The sequence below is a fragment of the Oceanipulchritudo coccoides genome (assembly GCF_010500615.1).
Classification (GTDB): Bacteria; Verrucomicrobiota; Verrucomicrobiia; order Opitutales; family Oceanipulchritudinaceae; genus Oceanipulchritudo; species Oceanipulchritudo coccoides.
Map to the genome: position 1 here is coordinate 1,179,307 of NZ_JAAGNX010000001.1, position 19,589 is coordinate 1,198,895.

Consider the following 19,589-nt stretch of genomic DNA (forward strand, 5'->3'; position numbering starts at 1 on the left):
AGGATGAAACGGTGTGACTGGTGTCATGGAAACTCCTTGTATGAGGAATATCACGACAAGGAATGGGGCGTACCGGTTTACGATGATCAAAAGCTGTTTGAGTTCATCATTCTCGAGGGTGCGCAAGCCGGCCTGTCATGGCTGACAATCCTGAAGCGCCGGGAGAATTACCGGAGTGCATTTGCAGGGTTTGATCCGGAAAAGGTGGCCAGTTTCACGGAAAGGGACCAGGAACGCCTTCGCTCGGATGAGGGAATCATCAGGAACCGTCTTAAAATTTCGAGTGCTATCAGCAATGCCCGTTGTTTCCTTGAGATTTGCGAGGAACATGGGAGTTTTTCCCAGTATATCTGGAAATTTGTAGATGGAAGACCACTACAAAACAGGTTTAGCCGAATGTCCGATCTACCTGCCTCGACCCCGATCTCGGATACGATCAGCAAGGAAATGAAGCGTTACGGGTTCAAGTTCTTCGGGACTACAATCTGCTACGCTCACATGCAGGCCACCGGTATGGTGAACGACCATATTGTCGATTGTCCACGCCATCGTGCTTGCGCGAAGCTTGCCGGGAAGAATCCCTGGGTAAATGACTAGGGCGTGTTTTCAGTTGGAGCAGGCGTTTCATCCTGCTTGCTGGCAACACTGAGGATCACCTTTGCCGGATCGATCGGGTTTTGGATTTCCGCCCAATCCCGGACAATGCGGAGGCTTTCACGGAGAGGAACATCAAGCTTCGGTCGTTCAAGAAGAACGTCTGGATCCACTTCGACCATCTTCGTGAAGAAGGCTGGCATGGCTTCCAGCATGGCTGTCTCGTCCAGATCAGCACCAAGAACATCCCGGAAAGGATCGAGCACATCAAATCCAGAAGCCCGATCGGTATTTTTGAAGCGGGTGAGAATTTCCGACATTTGGTCCGTCGTGAAGGATTGGTCATAGGCCTCGCTTAAAACTGCCGCAATGGCTTCGCTTTCCTTGATTGCCGCATCGTAATCAAAGTATTCAACCCAGATCTCGTGAATTTTCTCATCCTCTGGGCTCTTGTAATAGAAGACCTTCTGGTAGAATTGGTTTTCGCGGTCCTGACCGTTGGGTAAAGGCGTACTGGCCAGCTTGGCCTGATGAGCTTTTTCCTTTTTCTCGGTGAGGTCGAGGTCGACGCTCTTGGCCACATACTTTAATTCGCGGCTCAGCGAATCGCGCGTATCATCAAAGTAGTCGCGCTTGCTCTCGAGCTCTTCCTTTTCTGCCCGGCGTTTTTCCAGATTAAGGGAGACACTTTTCCGGTCATGCCGTTCCTTGTACCAGGCGATATTTTCCTTCAGGTAGGCAAATTCCTCGGATTCTGCCTGTCGTGCTTCAGAGATGGATTTCACCGATTCCAGAATATCCGGCCGGGCAATGGCAAAGTCGGCATTCTTCCGTTCTGGAAGCTGGTAAGTAATCGGCTCGATCTGGTCCCATGAAAGTGCGTTATCGAGGTCTGCCTCACCGTCAAAAAGAAACATGTTGGCGGAGGGCAGGGGAATGTCTGAAAGGACACCCCGGTTTTGTGTGGAATCACCGTTGGGCAGATAAAACTGCTGCACTGTGATCTTTACAGTTCCCACCTCAAGAGGATGTCCCATCGGCAGACGTTGCATCGCGCTACGCAAATCAATCGGTGCCTGAACCGTACCTTTGCCATGTGTAGACTCGTCACCGACAACAATTGCGCGGCCAAGACTCTGGAGCGCTCCAGCAACAATTTCACTGGCGGAGGCGCTGGCACGAGAGACAAGGACAACAAGCGGTCCGTCCCATGCGACCTTGTTATTGCGGTCCCAATCTTCCTCAATTTCGCCATTGAAGGTTCTCTTCATGACTACCGGACCTTCGGAAATAAACAGGCCTGTGAGTTTCACTGCCTCATCAAGACGGCCGCCGCCATTTCTTCGAAGATCGAGAACAAGACCATCCACTCCTTCATCTTTAAATTTTCCAATCAATTGTTCCACATCCTTGGAGGTGCTGATGCTATCCTTTCCGAAGGCACCTTCGCCATAGAAAGAAGGCAGCTCAATCACTCCAACCTTGCGTGTATCACCGGACTCATCCGGGAGCTCATACAGGTCTCCCGTCGCCAGGTTTGCCGTCAACTCGACCTTCTCGCGAATCAGGGGAACAATTTTCCGCTTAGCTGAATGTGCAGGGATAACCGTCAGGCGGACTTCTGTCCCGGTTTCGCCCCGGATTTGCTGAACAATTTTGCGGAGCTTCATGTCCACCACGTCAACTGGTTCCTCTTCTCCTTGCGCAACGGCAATAATTTTGTCGCCCGGGTGCAGGTTGCCGCTCATTTCAGCTGGACCGCCGGGGATTAGGCTTTCAATCACGCAATATCCATCCACATCCCGCAATTGTGCACCGATGCCGACCAGTGCATTACTGATCTGGATATCAAATTCCTGGGCAGAATCCCATGAGAAGAAATTGCTGTGTGGATCGTATAATTGTGCCAGGGACGTTATGAAAGTTTCCTGTACGTTGTGCACTTCAATTTCATCAAGGAACTTTTTCATTCGGTCGTACCGCTTGGAAATCTTCTCGATGGCCAGTTCCATGGGCTCATCCTCAAGAAGCTCCATGATCAGCTCATGGGTCAACCGGTCTTCCCATAAGCGATCGGCTTCCTCGACGCTGGCTGGCCATTCCACCTCTGAACGATCGGTCAGGTAAAGTTCATCCGATTCAAAATCAAAGGGTTCTTGCAGACGCTCCTGAATCCAGGCAATGCGCTCGGAAATTCGCTCGTAGTATGTATTAAAGATTTCAAAAGCCGGGTAGAGATCGCCGATGTAGAGATAGGACGATTTCAGGCTGCTGCCAAACCGCTCGACCGTAAAATCAACATCCTCCTGAAGGAAAAACATCCGGGACCGGTCGAGGTCGTCCATGTAGCCTTTCAATAGTTCCTCGGTATCAATGTCCGAGAAGCTGGTCTGCTTGTAATGGTAGCGCTGGATCAGGTCGATCGCGTAGACAGTTTCCTTTTTGAGCTGATCCCGTTCGCGCTTGTCGATGGTAATTGGGCCGGAATACAGGGAAGAGGCCAGTACACTCAGGATCAGGCAAGGAATTATGGCTCGTATCATATATTGTAATGTAAAAATGAGAAGTCGGGGGAATGCAAGAGATTCACGATCAACGGAAAGAGGATTAATTGGGAGGTTTATTCCGTATTCAAGGGGTTTGACGCGGCAAAACTGGGTTTGTTCAACTTTCTAACAGTATTTTAACCGCGAAGCCACTTCTTATCAAGATCCTCATCTGTCACGATCGCCTCGCATGGCTGCAGATATTCCGGTAGCAGGTCCTGATAATCCGGTTCCATGAAGCGCTTTCCATGGAGGAGCACGCGAGCACGCTGATCCGGCGACCGGACGAGCCGACCCAGAGCCTGGCTTATTTTTCTCAGTCCCGGGATGAGGTAAACGGCATGAAAGCGTGATGTGGAATTTCCCGTGGCGAGGGCTTCCCTGGCTTTCTGGAGGCCATTGACCTCAGGCAGGGCTGGTCCGACTACGATGGCTTGGCTGACCCGTCCCCCCAAGGCGTCTATTCCCTCACTGAAGCGACTCCCCAAAACAAGGAATAGGACATCATTAAAGAGAAGAGCCGATTCCAAGAACTCGTTTTGTTTCTCAAGGTTCAAGTCGCGTGGCTGGAGCTCACAACGAAGACTTGAAAACAGGTAGCTCATCCGCTCGAGCACTTTCCTCGCATATTGATAGCTCGGGAAAAAGGCGACCGTACACCCCTTGCCTGAGAGGGCACTTTCTCCAATGGTCCGGGTCGTCGTGTCAAGAAACCTATCGCGCTGGCGAAAGCGGGTATCGACCCGTGCATCGACCATAATTTCAAAGCAACCTTCCAGCCAGGGACTGGTCCCGAGAATTTGCCTTGCTTCCTTGTCTCGGGCGATCCCGATGGCCTTCTTGAATGAATCCCACGGGCGAAGGGTGGCCGACATTAAAATGGTCTGGCGGAAGCGGCCCAGCGTTTGCCGGATTTGTGTGGAGGCATCCAGACAGGCAAGCTCAATGCATCCCTTTGCCGGGGAATAGGTGTGGTATGGCAGATCTGGCTGATCCCAGTCGGTCTGCAACTGTGACAATTGAAAGAGCCAATCAAGGCTTTCCGGGGAAATTTCGTTCTCGAAGAAGTGGCATTCGTGCAGGGCGGTGGAAGCTTCACGGATCAGGCCGATGAGATCGGCCTCCACGGGCGGGTCGAGGCAATCGCAGGTTGACTGCTTCTTGACCAGTGATTGCAGGATATCGAGGATGCGCGGCAACTTACCGGGAAACTGTGCCATCTGGACCTCCGTCAGGACATGCCCGAGCTCATTCGCATTGAAACGATAGGAACGGCTTCCGGCCGCCCGGTCCGGCAGATTATGTGCCTCGTCAATGATGAGAAGCGTCTTGTTGGGCGAAAAAGTGGGGATTCCTTCAAGGACCTGAGCGACACGCGGATCAAAGAGATAATTGAAGTCGGCAATCCAGACATCCGCATAGGGAAGAAGGAACCGGGAAATGGCCCATGGTGGTATTCCGTGCCGCTGGCCCAGCAAGCGCACGTTCTCAAGGTCAAGAACCCCGTCTGCGAGGAGGCCGGGCGCGGACAAACCCGAGTCGGACCAGCGCTCCATTATTTCCCGCCGTGAGAGGGATCGCTCAAACTCGGCATCCAGCTCGTGATCCTTGCGACTGCGCAAGGCATGGATGGTCAGGTCCGGCATTTCCTCCTTGAAGGCGAGCAACTGGTTCAGCAGGGGCGAATGGCCGGTGTTTTTGCCCGTCATGACGATGATCCGCTCGGCATCCCCGCGGGCCAGACTGAGCAGCGCCTGTTCAAGGACCAGTCCCGTTTTTCCGAATCCTGTCGGGGCTTCAAATAGAATCGGGAGCGGCTGGTCCAGGGCGACTGCCAGTTGTTCCCGGGCATCCGGTTGGCCGGGTCGCCATGCTGGAAAGGGTGAGGGGACCTCAAGCCGCCTGAGCCTGCTGAAGTGACTGCGGCGCTCCTCAAGAATCGCCGCGACTGCCTGGAGATGCCGGTGCAGGTTTTTGAAGTCATCATCACCAAGGGCAACGCTCTGGGTAAAGGCCGATTGGATATCAAGGAAAACAAGCTCAGTTTCAGGGAACTCACTTTTCCTTCCCAAAAGAAAGGCATAGAGCATCGCCTGATGAAAGTGCTGGGGATAGGTCTCCCTGAGGATGCTGTCCTCTGAAGGCAGTGTTGTCGCGACTGTCTTGATCTCCCGGATGACGGGTTTTCCCGGTCCTGGGCGGATCTGGTCGATACGTCCCTTTAACTCAAATCGCCAACCCTCCTGGAGAATGTTGCCCGAGACGGATTGCTCGAAGAGCCAGCCAGCTTCCGTCTGTTCAGCACGTTCCCGCAAAACGCCATGCCAATGGCTGCCCAGTTCGGCGCGCCATTTACCCGCCAGCTCGTCGCCGGCAGAGATCAGCGAAAAGCGGGCCAGCTCACCAACCGAAAGTTTAAGGGTCCTGTTCTGCCAATCCCAATGCATTGGTTCCTACCATTGTTTTCGCCATTGCCCCGACAAGCCAAATGCATCATTTGATGAATATGTTTAATTTCCGGCTAGTATATATTTTCCTCTTTGCGCTTTGTTTAAGTCCGCTCGGCCTGTCTGCATTGTACGAGGGTCAGAGCATGGAGGACGTTGTTGCTGAATTGGGTACCCCAAACGGGAAGCGAACCTCTCCCGGTCGTGAAGTCTGGGTCTATTCCGGGGACATCACGCTTGAGTTTTTGGATGGCCACCTCTCGAGGGCCAAAGGGACTTTCATGGAGCGCGCACCTGATATGCCTGCCCCGGAAGCCGTGCCAGATAGTGAGCCAGAAGCTGAAGCCGCTTCTCTCCAGACCGTGGAAAAGAAGCCTCCTGCGGAAACGAAGGCCGGTGAGCTCGACAAGGAAATCGAGCAATTCTCGGAAGGGCTGCCCGAGTTACCTAAAGAGCTGGATGGATTCATGGACGACGAGGACGAAGAAGTCCCGGCCAGCACCTCGATTCTCCGCAATATTCTTCTCTGGGCGGTCCCGGTCTTCCTGGGATTTATCTTTCTCCTGATCGCGTTGAAGATTGTCGGGGTTGAGGCCACCAAATCAGCGGTTCTATTCATCGCAGTCGCTGATCAGGCCGTGATGCACGGTGTGCAATGGCTTTTTCTTGATTTACTTGGGTTCCCCACCGCGCTCCATGCGGATGCCCTTGCCTCCTTTGTCGTGATGCTGATCCTGGTCAACAAAATGACCTATGCCAAGCAGTTGCCGGTGGCCATCAAGGTGGTCATCATGTCAAAGGTCGCGGGCCTTGTTGCCTGGTATTTTCTGCTACTCTTTCTCCTGCACAACCTTTGAGACCTGTTCGTGGAATTTGACCACGGTCTGCGAGAGGCCCCACCAGCCGTATTTGAAGGCGGCGAAGTCCTGCCCGTTCATGGCGGAGGCGTAGCGCGCCGCGTTTGCGTTGATCAGCCACTGCTTGACCCACTGGTGCTCAAGGGACTCGTCAAATGGATTGGCCGGATCCGCTAATCCGAGATCCCATGCCTGTTGCATGAGCCCGTTGGTCTTTATGACCATTTCGTCGATTTCCGCGACAGCCAGATCAAATTGCTCGAAGTGGCCGTTGACCCAGTCTGTTGAGTGGCAGGCTCTGCAAACGGCGCTCATCATCGCCTGTCGCTTGTCCATTTCATCCGGGGAGATGAGTCCGGTTTTTGCATGAACACCTGTGAAGGTGACCGGCATTGGCTGTCCATCGTCATTGAGGAGGGTAGTTGTCAAGCCGTGTGCGGGTTGTGGATGACTGGTTACGAGCCCGAATATCCTCAGCCAGAGCCGCGAACCAAAGTCATGCGTCCGGTTGGCGATGACTTCATCCCCGCTGGGATCTGTGACAAGTGCGTTATGGCAAACCGAACAGCTTGGGGCATTGAAATCCTCACCAGCTTTCCAGGGAACCGCATCCCAATTGTAGTGACTGGTCTCGGACAGGAGGATGTTGCCATGCTTGCTTTCCTTCCAGACATCCCATGCAGGAACATCGGGTTCGACATGGCATTGTGCGCAGGTGTAGGGCTTGCGCGCCACCTCAATTGAGAAACCGTGTCGTGGATGGCAAGCTGTGCAGGCCCCGCGTGAGCCATCGGGATTAATTCGTCCGACACCTTGGTTAGGCCAGTTGGCAATGTTCGGAATTTCAATTTCACCAAAATCGGTATCAATTGTTTTCAGGCCATCCACAGTCAGGACTGTGCCGTGGCAGGCATAGCAGCTTTCACCGGCGGTATGGGCCGATGGCGGAAGGCTTTGTACTCCCGATTCATCAATGACTTTCATCCCGATGACTTCGGTTTCCAAGGCATGGTAAACGGGGTTGTCGCGGAGGTTGGCAATGGCGTGTGCCTTCTTCGATTCATTATACTCATGCTGTTCATCGGGATGGCAGGTCGCGCAGTCTTTTGGGGAGACCACCAGATTGATCGTGTAACCAAAGTGCTCGAAGGCATCGGCATGATCCCCGGTGTTTAATCCATGACATTCGTAGCAACCAATTGTTGAGGAGGCCATGTTCTCGGGGACGGTTCCTGCTGATATACGTCGTTCCAGCGGGTCTTTTCCCATGGCTTCCATCGGGGAGAACCGGGCATGCCGGCTCCGCTGCCAATCCCCCACAATTCCCGGGGTGGCCATCTCATGACACATGAGGCATTCTTCTGTCTCCGGGCTCATTTCCGCGGAAAGGAGCGCCGCGGTGGTGAGAAGGGTCAATCCGCTTAACAGCAATATTTTGGGGGCAATACGATTTGTTTTCATGGTTTCAAAAGCTTTGGTCCGCTTTCGGTTCTAGAAAACGGCGCAGGCTTGGTCAACGATTGGCCGGCATCTATTAATCAATGTTGGATTGTTCATTAGCTCGACTTGCGGAATGGCAACTCTCGGTTAGAATCGAATTATGAACACATTCACAGCCATTCGCGAACGACGCGCCATCAAGCATTATGACCCGGATCACGTCATGTCAGACGAGGAGATCCACGAACTCATGGAGTTGACCATGCAGTCTCCCACGGCCTTCAATATCCAGCATTGGCGATTGATCGTGGTGAAGAATCCGGAAATCCGGAAGCAGATCCGGGAGGCCGCCTGGGATCAGGCTCAAGTAACAGACGCCTCCCTCCTTGTGATTCTCTGTGCCAATAAGAGTGCTTGGAAAGACCAACCGGAAAAATATTGGGTGAACGCGCCAAAGCCGGTTCAGGACTTCCTCGTTCCGGCAATCGGGCAGTACTATGAAAACCGCGAACAGGTTCAGCGGGACGAATGCATGCGCTCCTGCGGGATTGCCGGCCAGACAATGATGTTGGCGGCAAAGGCTATGGGCTATGATAGCTGTCCGATGGACGGGTTTGATTTTGATAAGGTGGGAGAAATCATAAATCTTCCGGAAGATCACTTGATCAGCTTTATGATCGCTGTTGGAAAGGGTATCCAACCCGCATGGCCCAAGCCGGGCCAGCTGGCCTACGATACTGTAGTCCGTACGGACAGCTTCTAGGAACAATGAGTCGGGCCTTCAGGCCCGGTTGTATGGACCGGCGCTAAAGCGCCGACTCTAATTAGGCGTGGATTGCTTGTCGGGACCCTGAGTCGGGCCTTCAGGCCCGGTAGTATGGACCGGCGCTGAAGCGCCGACTCTAATTAGGCGTGGCTAGCTTAATAGCTGCACGTGTCAGAGTCTTGATCTGCTCAAAATCCCCGTCAGCGACGAGCTTCTGGTCCACAAACCAGCTCCCGCCTATTGCTCTGGTGATCTTCAGATCCAGATACGGCTGGGCATTGGCGGCATTGATCCCGCCCGTTGGGACAAACTGGACGCTGGTGTGTCCGTAGGGACCTGCCAGTGCCTTGAGCATCTTCACACCGCCCGCGGCTTCCGCAGGGAAAAATTTGAGGAGTTTCAGGCCCATCGAAAGGCCCCGTTCGACTTCGCCGGGAGTAATGACGCCCGGGATCATCTGGAAGTCCAGGGACTGTGCCTTCTCGATCACCTCCGGGTTCAGACCGGGGGATACACCGAAGGTCACTCCCATCTCAACCAGCTCCGGCAGAACCGTTGCATCAAGGATGGTTCCGGCGCCGATGGTCATTTCGGGAAACTCCTTGCAAATGGCCCGCATCGCCTCGAGGGCGCAATCCGTCCGGAGGGTGACTTCAATATGGGGCAATCCTGCCTCCATCAGAGCCTCCGCCAGTGGAAGTGCACTCGACAGGCTCGGGATGACCGCAACAGGGACTAATCGGGATTTGGTAATAGATTCTAAACTCATTTTTGCCTAATAGTTAAAAAATAGTTGATTTTTTGTTGTTTACGCAAATAATATGGAATCGTCAATTAAATTATGGCAGAAAACTCCTCAGTAAGTGCGCTCTCCGGCATGTTCGATTTTTCAATCCTGCGTGAAATTCGCAAGCGGGAAGGATTGACCCTGGATGAAGTGGCCAGTCGGTCTGGTCTGAGCATAGCCGTTATTTCCCGGATCGAACGCAACCAGACCAGCGCGGAGCTGGAGACGCTCTACAAACTGGGGCGAGTTTTTGGGATGAGCGCGACCGACCTTCTTGCCCTGACTGAGTCGAGGATGGCCCACCGGAAGGTGGAAGATAGTTACCAGAGTGATGGCTTTCAATTCAGGGTCGTACGCTATGCAAACCACTCATGTTTCCTTGGCGAGGCAAAGGCTGGAGCCCGGATCCGCAAACCGGAGATTCACCATGACGACCATGAAACCTGCTGGGTCATCGAGGGTCGCCTGCGGGTGGAACTTCCCCACGAGACAGTTGAGCTGGGTGCGGGAGAAAGCCTGCAGTTCGACGCCATTCAGGAACATTCCTACGAGGCCGTTGAGGACAGTCGCTTAATTCTGGTTCACGTGAAAAAGCGCAAAAGATATTAGGGCGAGGGACAATTGTAGGAGGATTTTTATCACAATGAAAATTAAGAATGAATTAACGGCATCGGATTTGAAGGGAAAGCTTGAGCGCTTCTGGCAAGTCTCCGGAAAAAAGATTAACCGTATTGCTGAAGAGTATAATACATCAAAGGGATCGCCGGTATATACCTGGGCGGGCAAGTACACAACCCGTGGATGGACTGAATGGACGCAGGGCTTCCAGTACGGAAGCGCAATCCTCCAGTTTGATGCCACAGGTGATGAATCCTTTCTCGAGCTTGGGCGCAAGGACACGGTGGAAAAGATGGCCCCGCATGTAAGCCACTTTGGCGTGCATGATCACGGATTCAATAATGTCAGCACCTACGGGAATCTGCTTCGCCTCATGAACGAGGGAAGTATTCCCGAGAACAAGTGGGAGCGCGATTTCTATGAGCTCGCCTTGAAAGTCTCCGGAGCAGTGCAGGCCAAGCGCTGGGCGACAACCGCAGATGGTCCCGGGTATATGTATTCCTTCAACGGCCCTCACTCCCTGTTTGTGGATACTATCCGTACTTGCCGCGCTCTGGTCGTGAGTGATCGTCTGGGTCATTCCCTGATGGAGGACAACGACAAGTCGGTCAGCCTGCTCGGTCGAATGATTGAGCATGCCCGGTCAACGGCGAAGTATTCGATTTATTACGGCGAGGGTCGCGACGCTTACGACGAATGGGGTCGCACAACCCACGAGGCGATTTTCAACCGCAACGACGGCAACTTCCGCTGTCCCAACGCGCAACAGGGGTTCAGTGGGTTCACCACGTGGACTCGCGGTCTGTCATGGGCCATGGTCGGGTTCCCGGAAGAGCTGGAATTTATCGAGACGGTCAGCGACGAGGAGCTGAAACCATATGGCGGCCGAGCAGAGATCGAGGCAATCTTTCTCAAGGCAGCCAAGGCCACTTGTGACTGGTTTATCAAGAATACGGCTCTGGACGGGATTCCTTATTGGGACGGCGGGGCACCTGAACTGTATCAACTGGGTGACTACACTTCTCGGAAGTCCGAACCATACAATGACTTTGAGCCGGTGGACAGCACAGCCTCGGCGATCGGGGCACAGGGGCTTCTCCGTCTCGGGCGTTATCTGGGCACGGAAACAGAAGAGGGGGCCCGCTATTTCCAAGCCGGATTGACCTCGTTCGAAACGATGCTTGAGGAGCCGTACCTGAGTCTGGAAGAAGACCACCATGGCCTTCTTCTTCACAGTATTTATCATCGTCCAAACGGATGGGATTACATCCCCGAGGGTCAGAAGATCCCCTGTGGTGAATCCAGTATGTGGGGCGATTATCACATTCGAGAGCTGGCGCTGTACGTTCAGAGGTTAATTGAGGAAAAGCCCTACTACACTTTCTTTAACTGTGTGAAAGGATTGAAGAAATGAGCGCAAAAACTATCGAGGACTTATCCAAGTGTGCGGTTCACACGATCACGACCAAGCCATGGGCCATTGAGACAGCGATTGATCAATATGCCAAAGCTGGATTCGGCGGAATAACTGTCTGGCGCGACGCCATGAAAGGGCGGGATATCGACCTTGTCCGGCAACATATCAAGGATGCTGGGTTGAAAACCGCGGCCTTGGTACGGGGCGGTTTTTTCTGCTACGGAAATCCTGAAGACCGCATGAAAGCTTTCGCCGATAACCGGCTGGCAATTCGCGAAGCGGAAACCCTTGGCGCCCCAATGGTGGTACTGGTCTGTGGTGCGCGCCCTGGCCAGAGCCTTGAGGAAAGCCGTAAGCAGATCCGTGAGGGAATTGAGACGGTGCTTCCGCATGCTGAAGCCAGCGGCGTGACTCTGGCCATCGAGCCGCTTCATCCGATGTATGCGGATGACCGTTCGGCGATCAACACCTTACGAAGCGCCAATGAGCTGGCCGAGTATTTCAATTCCGATTACGTTGGGATTGCCGTTGATGTGTATCACCTCTGGTGGGATCCGGACCTTGAGAAGGAAATCAAGCGTTGTGGAAAAAAGGGCAATCTTTCCGCCTTCCATGTCTGCGACTGGCGCACACCCACTGAGGACCTGCTGCTTGACCGCGGGCTGATGGGTGAAGGCTGTATCGATATTCCCACTATTCGTGGATGGGTCGAGGCTGCCGGTTTTGATGGATTCAACGAGGTTGAAATTTTCAGTAAGCGCCGCTGGGAGTCCGACCAGTCAGAGTGGCTCAACGATATCAAGGCCGCCTACCTGAAACACGTCTAATCCCTGAATTTAGAACAACAGCAAATCAAACGTAATTATGAAGACACACACTGTAGGAATTATCATGAACGGCGTGACCGGCCGTATGGGAACAAACCAGCACCTGATGCGGTCGATCGTCGAGATCATCAAGCAAGGCGGCGTGCATCTGGGTCCAAATGAGACCATCATGCCTGATCCGATCCTTGTTGGTCGCAATGAGAACAAGTTGAAAAAACTCTGCAAGCAAAGCGGTGTCGAAAAATACACGACAGATCTCGACAGCGTCCTTAAGGATCCGTCCTATACGATTTACTTCGATGCACAGACCACCGGCCGTCGGGCGGATGCAGTCAAGAAGGCAGCGGAAGCAGGCAAGCACGTCTATTGTGAAAAGCCGACAGCCGTTAATGCTAAAGTCGCTTTGGAAATTGCCGACTTCTGTGAGAAGGCCGGTGTCAAGAACGGTGTGGTGCAGGACAAGCTCTGGCTGCCCGGGATGATGAAGCTACAGCGGCTCAAGGAGCAGGGCTTTTTCGGCAAGATCCTTTCGGTCCGTGGCGAATTCGGTTACTGGGTCTTCGAAGGCCACAACATTCCCGCCCAGCGTCCGAGCTGGAATTACCGCAAGGAGGATGACGGGGGAATGATTGTCGATATGCTTTGTCATTGGCGCTACGTCCTGGACAACCTGTTTGGTGAGGTGAAGGCCGTGAGCTGCCTCGGCGCAACGCACATCCCCGAGCGTATCGATGAGGATGGCAAACCCTACAAGTGTACAGCCGATGACGCGGCCTATGCGACCTTTGAACTCGAAGGGGACATTATCGCTCATTTCAACAGCAGCTGGGTGACACGGGTTGACCGGGATGACCTGCTTACACTTCATGTTGACGGAACGCACGGTAGCGCGGTCGCCGGCTTGCGCGGTTGCAAGATTCAACACTATGGAAGCACACCGAAGCCGATTTGGAATCCGGACATCGATCAGCCGATTGATTTTCGTGGTGGCTGGCAGGAGGTGCCGGAGCAGGAGAGCTACGACAATGCCTTCAAGGTCCAGTGGGAAATGTTTCTCAAGCACGTTGTCGTCGATGCGCCGTTCCGCTGGAGTCTTCGCGAAGGGGCCAAGGGTGTCCAACTCGCCGAGCTTGGTCTTGAAAGCTGGGCCAAGCGCCAGTGGCTCAAGGTCCCGAAACTGTAATTTGAAATTTAACTACAAATTGCACGAATTGAACGAATTCAATTTTGGTTTGGATTCTCTTAGCATGCTATTCGCGCGATTCGTAGTTTTAAAATGAACCATGATAAAACGATGAGTAAACAAGTAGCATTGGTGACCGGCGGGAGCCGGGGAATTGGATTCGGGATTGCCCGCCAACTGGCCGGGCAAGGCTTCGATCTTGCAATCAACGGGATGCGTCCGGAGGCGCAGGTGCAGGAGGCTCTTGATGAGCTTCGGACACTTGGCGCGGAAGTCATTTATGTACCGGGTGACATCGGTGATGGCGCGGCCCGGAAGCAGATGATTGACTCTGTGCGGGATCAGTTCGGCGCCTTGAATTGGCTGGTCAACAATGCCGGGGTTGCTCCGAAACAACGACTCGATCTTCTGGATACTACCGAGGACAGTTTTGATTTTGTGGTCGGGACCAATCTGCGCGGAGCCTTTTTCCTCAGCCAACTGGCTGCCAATTGGCTGGTTGAACAGAAGCAGGCCAATGCCGGATTCAAAGGTGGAATCATCAATGTTTCCTCCATCTCGGCGACCGTGGTTTCCATTAACCGTGGCGAATACTGTATTGCCAAGGCGGGATTGAGCATGGCAACGCAGCTCTTCGCAACTCGCCTGGGTGAATTTGATCTGCCCGTTTATGAGGTGCGTCCGGGAGTGACGAAGACTGACATGACTTCCGGTGTGACGGACAAATACGACAAGCTGATCGAGGATGGCTTGTGCGTGACCCGCCGCTGGGGCTTTCCGGATGATATCGGAAAGGCTGTTGGTTCATTGGCCCGCGGAGATTTTCCTTATTCAACCGGCCAGGTTATCATGGTGGACGGTGGGTTGACCATTCCGCGCCTTTAAAGAAGCAGGCCGGCCACCTCAATTAAGGCACTTAAGTGAATTGAGTGCCCTCGGTTCCTGATGGGAGACTGACGCACGATGGAGTGGGGCAGTCGTGGCAAATCCCTTTGGAAGCGGCTTCTGGATATTGTTTTTCCAAGGACCTGTGTCCAGTGTGGGCGTTACCTTGAAGAGTGCGGGGAAGTCCGTTTCACCTGCCGCGCGTGCTTTGAGGCATACAAATTCACAAAGGAGCCCCTTTGCGATCAGTGTGGCGTGCCTTTCTACGGTAAGATCGCCCAGTCCCGCAAATGTGCCGGCTGCGAATCCGCGCCACCGGTTTTCCGGCAGGCGCGATCGATATTCCTGTACCGTGATACTGGGGCGCGCGTGGTGCACTGCCTGAAGTATGAAAAGGGGAGTTGGCTCCAACCGGAAATTACCGCTCTCGTCCGGGCCGATCTGCGCTGGAAGGCCTATTTTGAGGATGCCATCCTGGTCCCTGTGCCGCTGCACTTCCGGAAACTGCAGTCGCGGGGCTACAATCAGGCCGAGGTCATCGCCCGTGCAATCTGCGAGGCCGTTCCTTCCGCCTGTATTAATGCATGTCTGCGGAGGGTCCGCGCCACCCCCAGCCAGACCTTCCTCAGTCGGGAGCAGCGGAAGCACAACATGAGCGGGGCCTTCTCCTGCGTGAACCCACCGGAAATCATGGGTAGGATTATTGTTGTGGATGACGTTCTGACCACAGGAGCCACCCTTAATGCAGCCGTACAAGCGCTCAATATGGTCGGTTTGGAGGATATTTATGCCTTTACGCTCGCCCATGGTTGAGTTTAGCTCCCCATTTACTGAATTTTCCGTATTATGCCTTTCTTTTCAAAACCGACATACTCGACCATTTCACCGGTCAAGAAGAAGGATATTCCCAAGGACCTGTATACCCGTTGTCCGAAATCCGGCGAGCTGGTATACACCAAGGAGCTTGAAAAAAACTTGATGGTGGTGCCGAAGAGTGGATTTCATTTTCCATTGGACGCTGCTACCCGCATTGAGTCGTTGATCGACGAGGGAACCTGGAAAGAGTTCGATGACGAGCTGGAGTCCAAGGATCTCCTCAAATTCAAGGATACCAAGGCCTACGCTGACCGGTTGAAGACCTACAAGAAAAAGACCGGGCTGAATGATGCCATTGTCTGTGGTCTCGGAGAAATGGGCGGTATTCCGGTGAGCCTTTCGGTCATGGATTTTCGTTTTGGAGGGGCCTCGATGGGATCTGTCGTGGGCGAGAAAATTGCCCGTGCGGTGGAACGCGCAATCGAGGAATCCTGCCCTGTGATAATTGTTGCCGCCTCGGGTGGTGCCCGGATGCAGGAAGGCATTTACAGTCTCATGCAAATGGCCAAGACCAGTGCTGCGTTGGCGCGGCTCAAACAAGCTGGTTTGCCCTTTATCTCGGTCTTGACCAATCCCACAACGGGCGGGGTGACTGCCAGTTTCGCGACCCTCGGAGATCTCATCCTGGCCGAGCCGGAAGCCTTGATCTGCTTTGCCGGACCGCGTGTCATCAAGGAGGGAACCAATGAGGAACTGCCAGCCGGATTTCAGCGCACGGAATTTCTTTTGGATCGCGGCCTGATCGACCAGATCGTCCCCCGCGGGGAAATGCGGGAACGGCTCATCTATTTCCTGAGCGTGCTCTTTCTTAGAAAAGAGATTCCTTCAGAAGAAGAGGCTTCCTAAGCCGGTTCGCTCACATCCAGGCACTTCTTCATGAACCAGACGCTGGATTCTTACGAGGCGGTTCGTTCCTACCTGTATGGCTTGAAGCATCGGGGCGCCCTGTACGGAATTGACCGGATGCGGGAATTTGTTGCCCATTTGGGCCATCCGGAGCTGGCCTATCCGGTGATTCATGTCGCCGGGACCAACGGAAAAGGCTCTACCTGCGCCATGCTCGAATCCATTTTCCGGACGGCGGGTTACAAAACCGGACTTTTCACCTCTCCACATCTGGTGCATCAGGGCGAGCGAGTGCAGGTCGACCGCCATATGCTGACCCGGGAGGACATCGTCGCCTATACCCGACGCCTGAAGCCCATTGCCGAGGCCGTTGAGCAAGCCCATCCGGATCACCATCCGACCTTTTTCGAATTCATGACCGGAATGGCCTTTCTTCGCTTTGCCGAGGCCGCGGTCGATGTTGGGATTATTGAAACGGGCTTGGGTGGACGCCTCGATGCCACCAATGTCGTCCAGCCTGAGCTGTCTGTCATCACCTCGATCAGCTTGGATCATACGGATATCCTCGGAGACACGATTGAGGCCATTGCCTCCGAGAAAGCCGGGATTATCAAGCCCGGAAAACCGGTTGTGATGGGCTTGCTTCCAGTTGAGGCAGAACAAGTTATCGAACAAGTCGCCCGTGATCGAGGCGCGCCGCTGCACAAAGTCTCCGAGGCCTTTGGGGCGGATGAAGGCCAGTTTCCCCTGACCGGCTTGCCCGGGGATTATCAGCGTCACAATGCCGCAACGGCTACACTTGCTGCACGTATCCTTGGTGATTCCTTCAAACTTTCCGAGGCTCAGATCCGGGAAGGCCTCCTCAGGGTGAACTGGGCCGGACGCTGGGAGCGGCACAATCTCAAGGACCGGGCGATTATTTTGGATGCAACCCATAATCCCGAGGGTGCCCTCCATTTGGAGAAGAACCTGCAGCAGTTGGTCCGTAAAACTGGCAAAAAACCTGTCATCCTCGCCGGTACCCTTGGGCTTCCACGTGCCCGGGCCCTCATGCCGGTGGTTGCCCGGTATGCCCGGGAAATCCATCTCCTTGTCCCCAAACAACCGCGCGCCTGCAGCTTGGAAGAGCTGCGGGCCTCCCTCCCTTCAACATTTGAAGGAAAGGTCTTTGAAAGCGCTGTTCACGAGCTTTTCCCCGCCCCGGGAACCTGCGCTGCCGGTAACCCCGCAGAGACACTTGTCGCCACAGGGTCCATTTACCTCATCGGGGAAATAATGGAAGCCCTCTATCACGAGGTACCGGTCGGGGAGCAATCGCTGCAGGATTGAAATTGACTGAAATACAGAATTACTGATATTCTGTATGCATGAGTAAGAAAGTGAAAATCGGCAAGCGGGGCATCATCACCTTACCCGCGGAGTTGCGCAAAAAGTATGGGCTTCAGGAAGAGGACGATCTTATTGTTGAGGAAACAGGCGAAGGCCTCCTTTTGCGACCAACAGTAAACCTCCCAATTGAGATCTTTACGGAGGAACGCATTGCTGAATTTATGGAGGACGATGAGGAACTGGGAAGGGTGCTTGACCGAATAAAGGCAGCAAGAGAGGAGTCTCCCTGATTGAATGAAAATTTTTCTAGACGCAAATGTCCTCTTTTCCTCCGCCAACACCGGGAGCCAGGTCTCTTTGCTGGTGGATGAGTTGGCCAGGGATGCGCAGCTAATCACGTCTGATTACGCCTTACAGGAAGCCCTCCGCAATCTGCGCTTGAAGCGGCCGACATGGATCAATGAGTTCAACAGGGTCTGCGACCAACTTGAGATTGTCCATAGCGTTGACGGGCCCATGCGCATCCGAATCGCATCAAAGGACCGGGCCATTCTCGCCACTGCCATCAAAAACGCCTGCGACTATTTGGTGGCAGGAGACAAGCGGGACCTCGGCCACCTGATCGGTAAGACGACAGGAATCACGACAGTTGTGACACCATTGCAGATGGCTCTGATACTAGAAGACCGGTACAAGCCTTGAGAGTACCCAATTTTACCCGAAAACGGGGTTGACATGTGGCGGAATGATCACAGCTTTTCCTTCTTTTACAGGCGAGCGTAGCTCAGTTGGTAGAGCACCACCTTGCCAAGGTGGATGTCGAGAGTTCGAACCTCTTCGCTCGCTCCAATTTTAAAACCCCTAAGTTGTCGAAGACCAGGGGTTTTTTCGTGTCCAGACCCCAGGCGTACTTTAACAAGTTCAAAAACCCATCATGGTTTGGGATACTCTCATTTGCGCCCAATCCTGTCCCGGCCGCCAGGACCTATGCCCTGCAACTTGTGGGAAGTGATGGGGATCGCGTCGCAAGGGATGAGATACAGGTCACGATTTCTAATAAAGCGGAAGGGAATCGGGGATTCCTGAGTGCCGCTGCCGATGGGTTTATTCGGAGGGTCTTGCAAGGTGGCTTTGGATGGCCGGTTCTCTCGTCGGCAGTGGCGGGGCATGAATCTACTCACCCCGGTTCTAGATAGGAATCATGTTTTTTTGCGCACTTTCGCTGAAATTTGCGGATATTGGCCTTTGTGTTTCAGGGCTCATCCGTTTTCCAATTTACATCCTGAGTTACGCGACTCCAAACCCATTGTCTAAGCTTCAATCATGAATAACATAATGAAATCCCTCGCCAATCCTCTCCTTGTTTTGGTTTTTATCGCGCCGATGGCCTTCTCGCAAGTTACCCTCAACTTGAATACTTATGTGCAGACAGGTGCCCGGGAAGCCACTTTATCTGGGGCCACAACCTCCGGAGCGTCGCTTCTATACCTGGACAATTCAGTCTCCGGCCGTAATGACACCGCCTTGGTAGCGCCGCTCAACAGTGGTAGCCTGACATCCTTCACCCAGGTTGGCGACACGATGACCTACAGTTTCAGGCTGAGCGGTATCACCGCAACGAACAATAACACCACGCCACTCTACCGGGTGGGCTTTGACTTCGGCAGCACGGCGGCCTTGCGCTACGAGACCAGCACAGGTACTCAGGATCAATTGAGATTTGGCTCTAATACCGACGGAAATCCGTTTGCTTCAGGAACCACAACTGACTTTACCACTGACAACTGGACAAGCTTTGCTTTGCAGAGTTTGCGTTTCGATGACGGCAATGAAATTGATGCGACGGTCTCGTTGGAGCTCGTAGGAACCGGAAGCTATGAGATGACTGTCACCTACGTCAACCCAGCCGATTCAAACATAACGACGTCCCTTAGCCACACCTTTACCGGTGTGAACGGCAATCAGGTGGTGAGCGTCTTCCACGCGACGAACAGTTCGGGCATGGTGGACGGCGACGCCTACACAATCAGCAACGCCTCCCTGGAATTCACCGCGGTTCCCGAGCCATCGACCTACGCCCTGTTGAGCGGCATGCTGGCACTAGGGGCAATCCTCATGCGCCGCCGCTTCCATCGCGGGTAAACCCTAACCAGGCTGATCTAGTCAAAAAA

At 53.8% G+C, this 19,589-nt stretch carries 18 protein-coding genes and 1 tRNA gene; 15 read left to right on the top strand and 4 right to left on the bottom strand.

Annotation, left to right across the window (positions count from 1 at the left end):
• Positions 1-3: 3 nt before the first annotated feature.
• Positions 4-597, top strand: coding sequence for a DNA-3-methyladenine glycosylase I (locus tag G0Q06_RS04495; RefSeq protein ID WP_163962854.1), 594 nt, complete (start codon positions 4-6; stop codon positions 595-597).
• Here G0Q06_RS04495 and G0Q06_RS04500 read toward each other — a convergent pair.
• Together G0Q06_RS04500 and G0Q06_RS04505 are read right to left on the bottom strand one after the other, a co-directional pair.
• Positions 594-3,137 (bottom strand): carboxy terminal-processing peptidase, encoded by a 2,544-nt coding sequence (locus G0Q06_RS04500; protein WP_163962856.1) that lies wholly within the window; start codon positions 3,135-3,137, stop codon positions 594-596. The genes G0Q06_RS04495 and G0Q06_RS04500 overlap by 4 nt on opposite strands.
• A 140-nt stretch (positions 3,138-3,277) precedes the next feature.
• Complete coding sequence (locus G0Q06_RS04505; protein WP_163962857.1) at positions 3,278-5,587, bottom strand: helicase C-terminal domain-containing protein; 2,310 nt, start codon at positions 5,585-5,587, stop codon at positions 3,278-3,280.
• A 53-nt stretch (positions 5,588-5,640) separates the two neighbouring features.
• Here G0Q06_RS04505 and G0Q06_RS04510 point away from each other — a divergent pair, with 53 nt between their 5' ends.
• Positions 5,641-6,444 carry a hypothetical protein gene (locus G0Q06_RS04510; protein WP_163962859.1) on the top strand — a complete coding sequence of 268 codons (804 nt, stop codon included), beginning with the start codon at positions 5,641-5,643 and terminating at the stop codon, positions 6,442-6,444.
• Here G0Q06_RS04510 and G0Q06_RS04515 read toward each other — a convergent pair.
• Complete coding sequence (locus tag G0Q06_RS04515; RefSeq protein WP_163962861.1) at positions 6,418-7,905, bottom strand: multiheme c-type cytochrome; 1,488 nt, start codon at positions 7,903-7,905, stop codon at positions 6,418-6,420. The two genes, G0Q06_RS04510 and G0Q06_RS04515, sit on opposite strands and share 27 nt — an antisense overlap.
• Positions 7,906-8,044: 139 nt before the next feature.
• Here G0Q06_RS04515 and G0Q06_RS04520 point away from each other — a divergent pair, with 139 nt between their 5' ends.
• The gene (locus G0Q06_RS04520) at positions 8,045-8,647 is read left to right on the top strand and encodes a nitroreductase family protein (RefSeq protein ID WP_163962863.1); all 603 of its coding nucleotides are present in this window, start codon (positions 8,045-8,047) and stop codon (positions 8,645-8,647) included.
• 139 nt (positions 8,648-8,786) lie between these two features.
• Here the strand turns inward: G0Q06_RS04520 and eda are convergent, their stop codons facing one another.
• Positions 8,787-9,419 (bottom strand): bifunctional 4-hydroxy-2-oxoglutarate aldolase/2-dehydro-3-deoxy-phosphogluconate aldolase, encoded by a 633-nt coding sequence (eda, locus tag G0Q06_RS04525; protein WP_163962870.1) that lies wholly within the window; start codon positions 9,417-9,419, stop codon positions 8,787-8,789.
• 72 nt (positions 9,420-9,491) lie between these two features.
• On the opposite strand from eda, the gene G0Q06_RS04530 reads away from it, so the two are divergent.
• The 12 genes from G0Q06_RS04530 (at position 9,492) to G0Q06_RS04585 (ending at position 19,560) form a co-directional block, all read left to right on the top strand.
• Positions 9,492-10,046, top strand: a complete 555-nt coding sequence (locus tag G0Q06_RS04530) for a helix-turn-helix domain-containing protein (protein ID WP_163962881.1) — start codon at positions 9,492-9,494, stop codon at positions 10,044-10,046.
• 34 nt (positions 10,047-10,080) lie between these two features.
• On the top strand, positions 10,081-11,469 hold the full coding sequence (locus G0Q06_RS04535; RefSeq protein WP_163962882.1) for a glycosyl hydrolase: 1,389 nt from the start codon (positions 10,081-10,083) through the stop codon (positions 11,467-11,469).
• Positions 11,466-12,299 carry a sugar phosphate isomerase/epimerase family protein gene (locus G0Q06_RS04540; protein WP_163962884.1) on the top strand — a complete coding sequence of 278 codons (834 nt, stop codon included), beginning with the start codon at positions 11,466-11,468 and terminating at the stop codon, positions 12,297-12,299. Before G0Q06_RS04535 ends, G0Q06_RS04540 begins: the two co-directional genes overlap by 4 nt.
• 37 nt (positions 12,300-12,336) lie before the next feature.
• Entirely contained in the window at positions 12,337-13,482 is a 1,146-nt protein-coding gene (locus G0Q06_RS04545; RefSeq protein ID WP_163962886.1) for a Gfo/Idh/MocA family protein, read from the top strand.
• Between the two features lie 111 nt (positions 13,483-13,593).
• Positions 13,594-14,367 carry a 3-ketoacyl-ACP reductase gene (locus tag G0Q06_RS04550; RefSeq protein WP_238710261.1) on the top strand — a complete coding sequence of 258 codons (774 nt, stop codon included), beginning with the start codon at positions 13,594-13,596 and terminating at the stop codon, positions 14,365-14,367.
• 78 nt (positions 14,368-14,445) lie between these two features.
• Positions 14,446-15,180 carry a ComF family protein gene (locus tag G0Q06_RS04555; protein ID WP_163962889.1) on the top strand — a complete coding sequence of 245 codons (735 nt, stop codon included), beginning with the start codon at positions 14,446-14,448 and terminating at the stop codon, positions 15,178-15,180.
• A 33-nt stretch (positions 15,181-15,213) separates the two neighbouring features.
• On the top strand, positions 15,214-16,089 hold the full coding sequence (accD, locus tag G0Q06_RS04560) for an acetyl-CoA carboxylase, carboxyltransferase subunit beta (RefSeq protein ID WP_163962891.1): 876 nt from the start codon (positions 15,214-15,216) through the stop codon (positions 16,087-16,089).
• A gap of 30 nt (positions 16,090-16,119) precedes the next feature.
• Complete coding sequence (locus G0Q06_RS04565) at positions 16,120-17,418, top strand: bifunctional folylpolyglutamate synthase/dihydrofolate synthase (protein WP_163962893.1); 1,299 nt, start codon at positions 16,120-16,122, stop codon at positions 17,416-17,418.
• A gap of 38 nt (positions 17,419-17,456) precedes the next feature.
• Positions 17,457-17,708 carry an AbrB/MazE/SpoVT family DNA-binding domain-containing protein gene (locus G0Q06_RS04570; RefSeq protein WP_163962895.1) on the top strand — a complete coding sequence of 84 codons (252 nt, stop codon included), beginning with the start codon at positions 17,457-17,459 and terminating at the stop codon, positions 17,706-17,708.
• Between the two features lie 4 nt (positions 17,709-17,712).
• Positions 17,713-18,120, top strand: coding sequence for a PIN domain-containing protein (locus G0Q06_RS04575; RefSeq protein ID WP_163962897.1), 408 nt, complete (start codon positions 17,713-17,715; stop codon positions 18,118-18,120).
• Positions 18,121-18,191: 71 nt separating this feature from the next.
• Positions 18,192-18,267, top strand: a tRNA-Gly gene (locus G0Q06_RS04580).
• Between the two features lie 486 nt (positions 18,268-18,753).
• Positions 18,754-19,560, top strand: coding sequence for a PEP-CTERM sorting domain-containing protein (locus G0Q06_RS04585; RefSeq protein ID WP_163962898.1), 807 nt, complete (start codon positions 18,754-18,756; stop codon positions 19,558-19,560).
• Positions 19,561-19,589 lie beyond the last annotated feature (29 nt).

What these genes read in the sequence shown, in the direction of transcription:
- G0Q06_RS04495 (WP_163962854.1), top strand. Translation starts at nt 4, where the DNA reads ATGAAACGGTGTGACTGGTGTCATGGAAACTCCTTGTATGAGGAATAT.
- G0Q06_RS04500 (WP_163962856.1), bottom strand. Translation starts at nt 3,137, where the DNA reads ATGATACGAGCCATAATTCCTTGCCTGATCCTGAGTGTACTGGCCTCT.
- G0Q06_RS04505 (WP_163962857.1), bottom strand. Translation starts at nt 5,587, where the DNA reads ATGCATTGGGATTGGCAGAACAGGACCCTTAAACTTTCGGTTGGTGAG.
- G0Q06_RS04510 (WP_163962859.1), top strand. Translation starts at nt 5,641, where the DNA reads ATGAATATGTTTAATTTCCGGCTAGTATATATTTTCCTCTTTGCGCTT.
- G0Q06_RS04515 (WP_163962861.1), bottom strand. Translation starts at nt 7,905, where the DNA reads ATGAAAACAAATCGTATTGCCCCCAAAATATTGCTGTTAAGCGGATTG.
- G0Q06_RS04520 (WP_163962863.1), top strand. Translation starts at nt 8,045, where the DNA reads ATGAACACATTCACAGCCATTCGCGAACGACGCGCCATCAAGCATTAT.
- eda (WP_163962870.1), bottom strand. Translation starts at nt 9,419, where the DNA reads ATGAGTTTAGAATCTATTACCAAATCCCGATTAGTCCCTGTTGCGGTC.
- G0Q06_RS04530 (WP_163962881.1), top strand. Translation starts at nt 9,492, where the DNA reads ATGGCAGAAAACTCCTCAGTAAGTGCGCTCTCCGGCATGTTCGATTTT.
- G0Q06_RS04535 (WP_163962882.1), top strand. Translation starts at nt 10,081, where the DNA reads ATGAAAATTAAGAATGAATTAACGGCATCGGATTTGAAGGGAAAGCTT.
- G0Q06_RS04540 (WP_163962884.1), top strand. Translation starts at nt 11,466, where the DNA reads ATGAGCGCAAAAACTATCGAGGACTTATCCAAGTGTGCGGTTCACACG.
- G0Q06_RS04545 (WP_163962886.1), top strand. Translation starts at nt 12,337, where the DNA reads ATGAAGACACACACTGTAGGAATTATCATGAACGGCGTGACCGGCCGT.
- G0Q06_RS04550 (WP_238710261.1), top strand. Translation starts at nt 13,594, where the DNA reads ATGAGTAAACAAGTAGCATTGGTGACCGGCGGGAGCCGGGGAATTGGA.
- G0Q06_RS04555 (WP_163962889.1), top strand. Translation starts at nt 14,446, where the DNA reads ATGGAGTGGGGCAGTCGTGGCAAATCCCTTTGGAAGCGGCTTCTGGAT.
- accD (WP_163962891.1), top strand. Translation starts at nt 15,214, where the DNA reads ATGCCTTTCTTTTCAAAACCGACATACTCGACCATTTCACCGGTCAAG.
- G0Q06_RS04565 (WP_163962893.1), top strand. Translation starts at nt 16,120, where the DNA reads ATGAACCAGACGCTGGATTCTTACGAGGCGGTTCGTTCCTACCTGTAT.
- G0Q06_RS04570 (WP_163962895.1), top strand. Translation starts at nt 17,457, where the DNA reads ATGAGTAAGAAAGTGAAAATCGGCAAGCGGGGCATCATCACCTTACCC.
- G0Q06_RS04575 (WP_163962897.1), top strand. Translation starts at nt 17,713, where the DNA reads ATGAAAATTTTTCTAGACGCAAATGTCCTCTTTTCCTCCGCCAACACC.
- G0Q06_RS04585 (WP_163962898.1), top strand. Translation starts at nt 18,754, where the DNA reads ATGAAATCCCTCGCCAATCCTCTCCTTGTTTTGGTTTTTATCGCGCCG.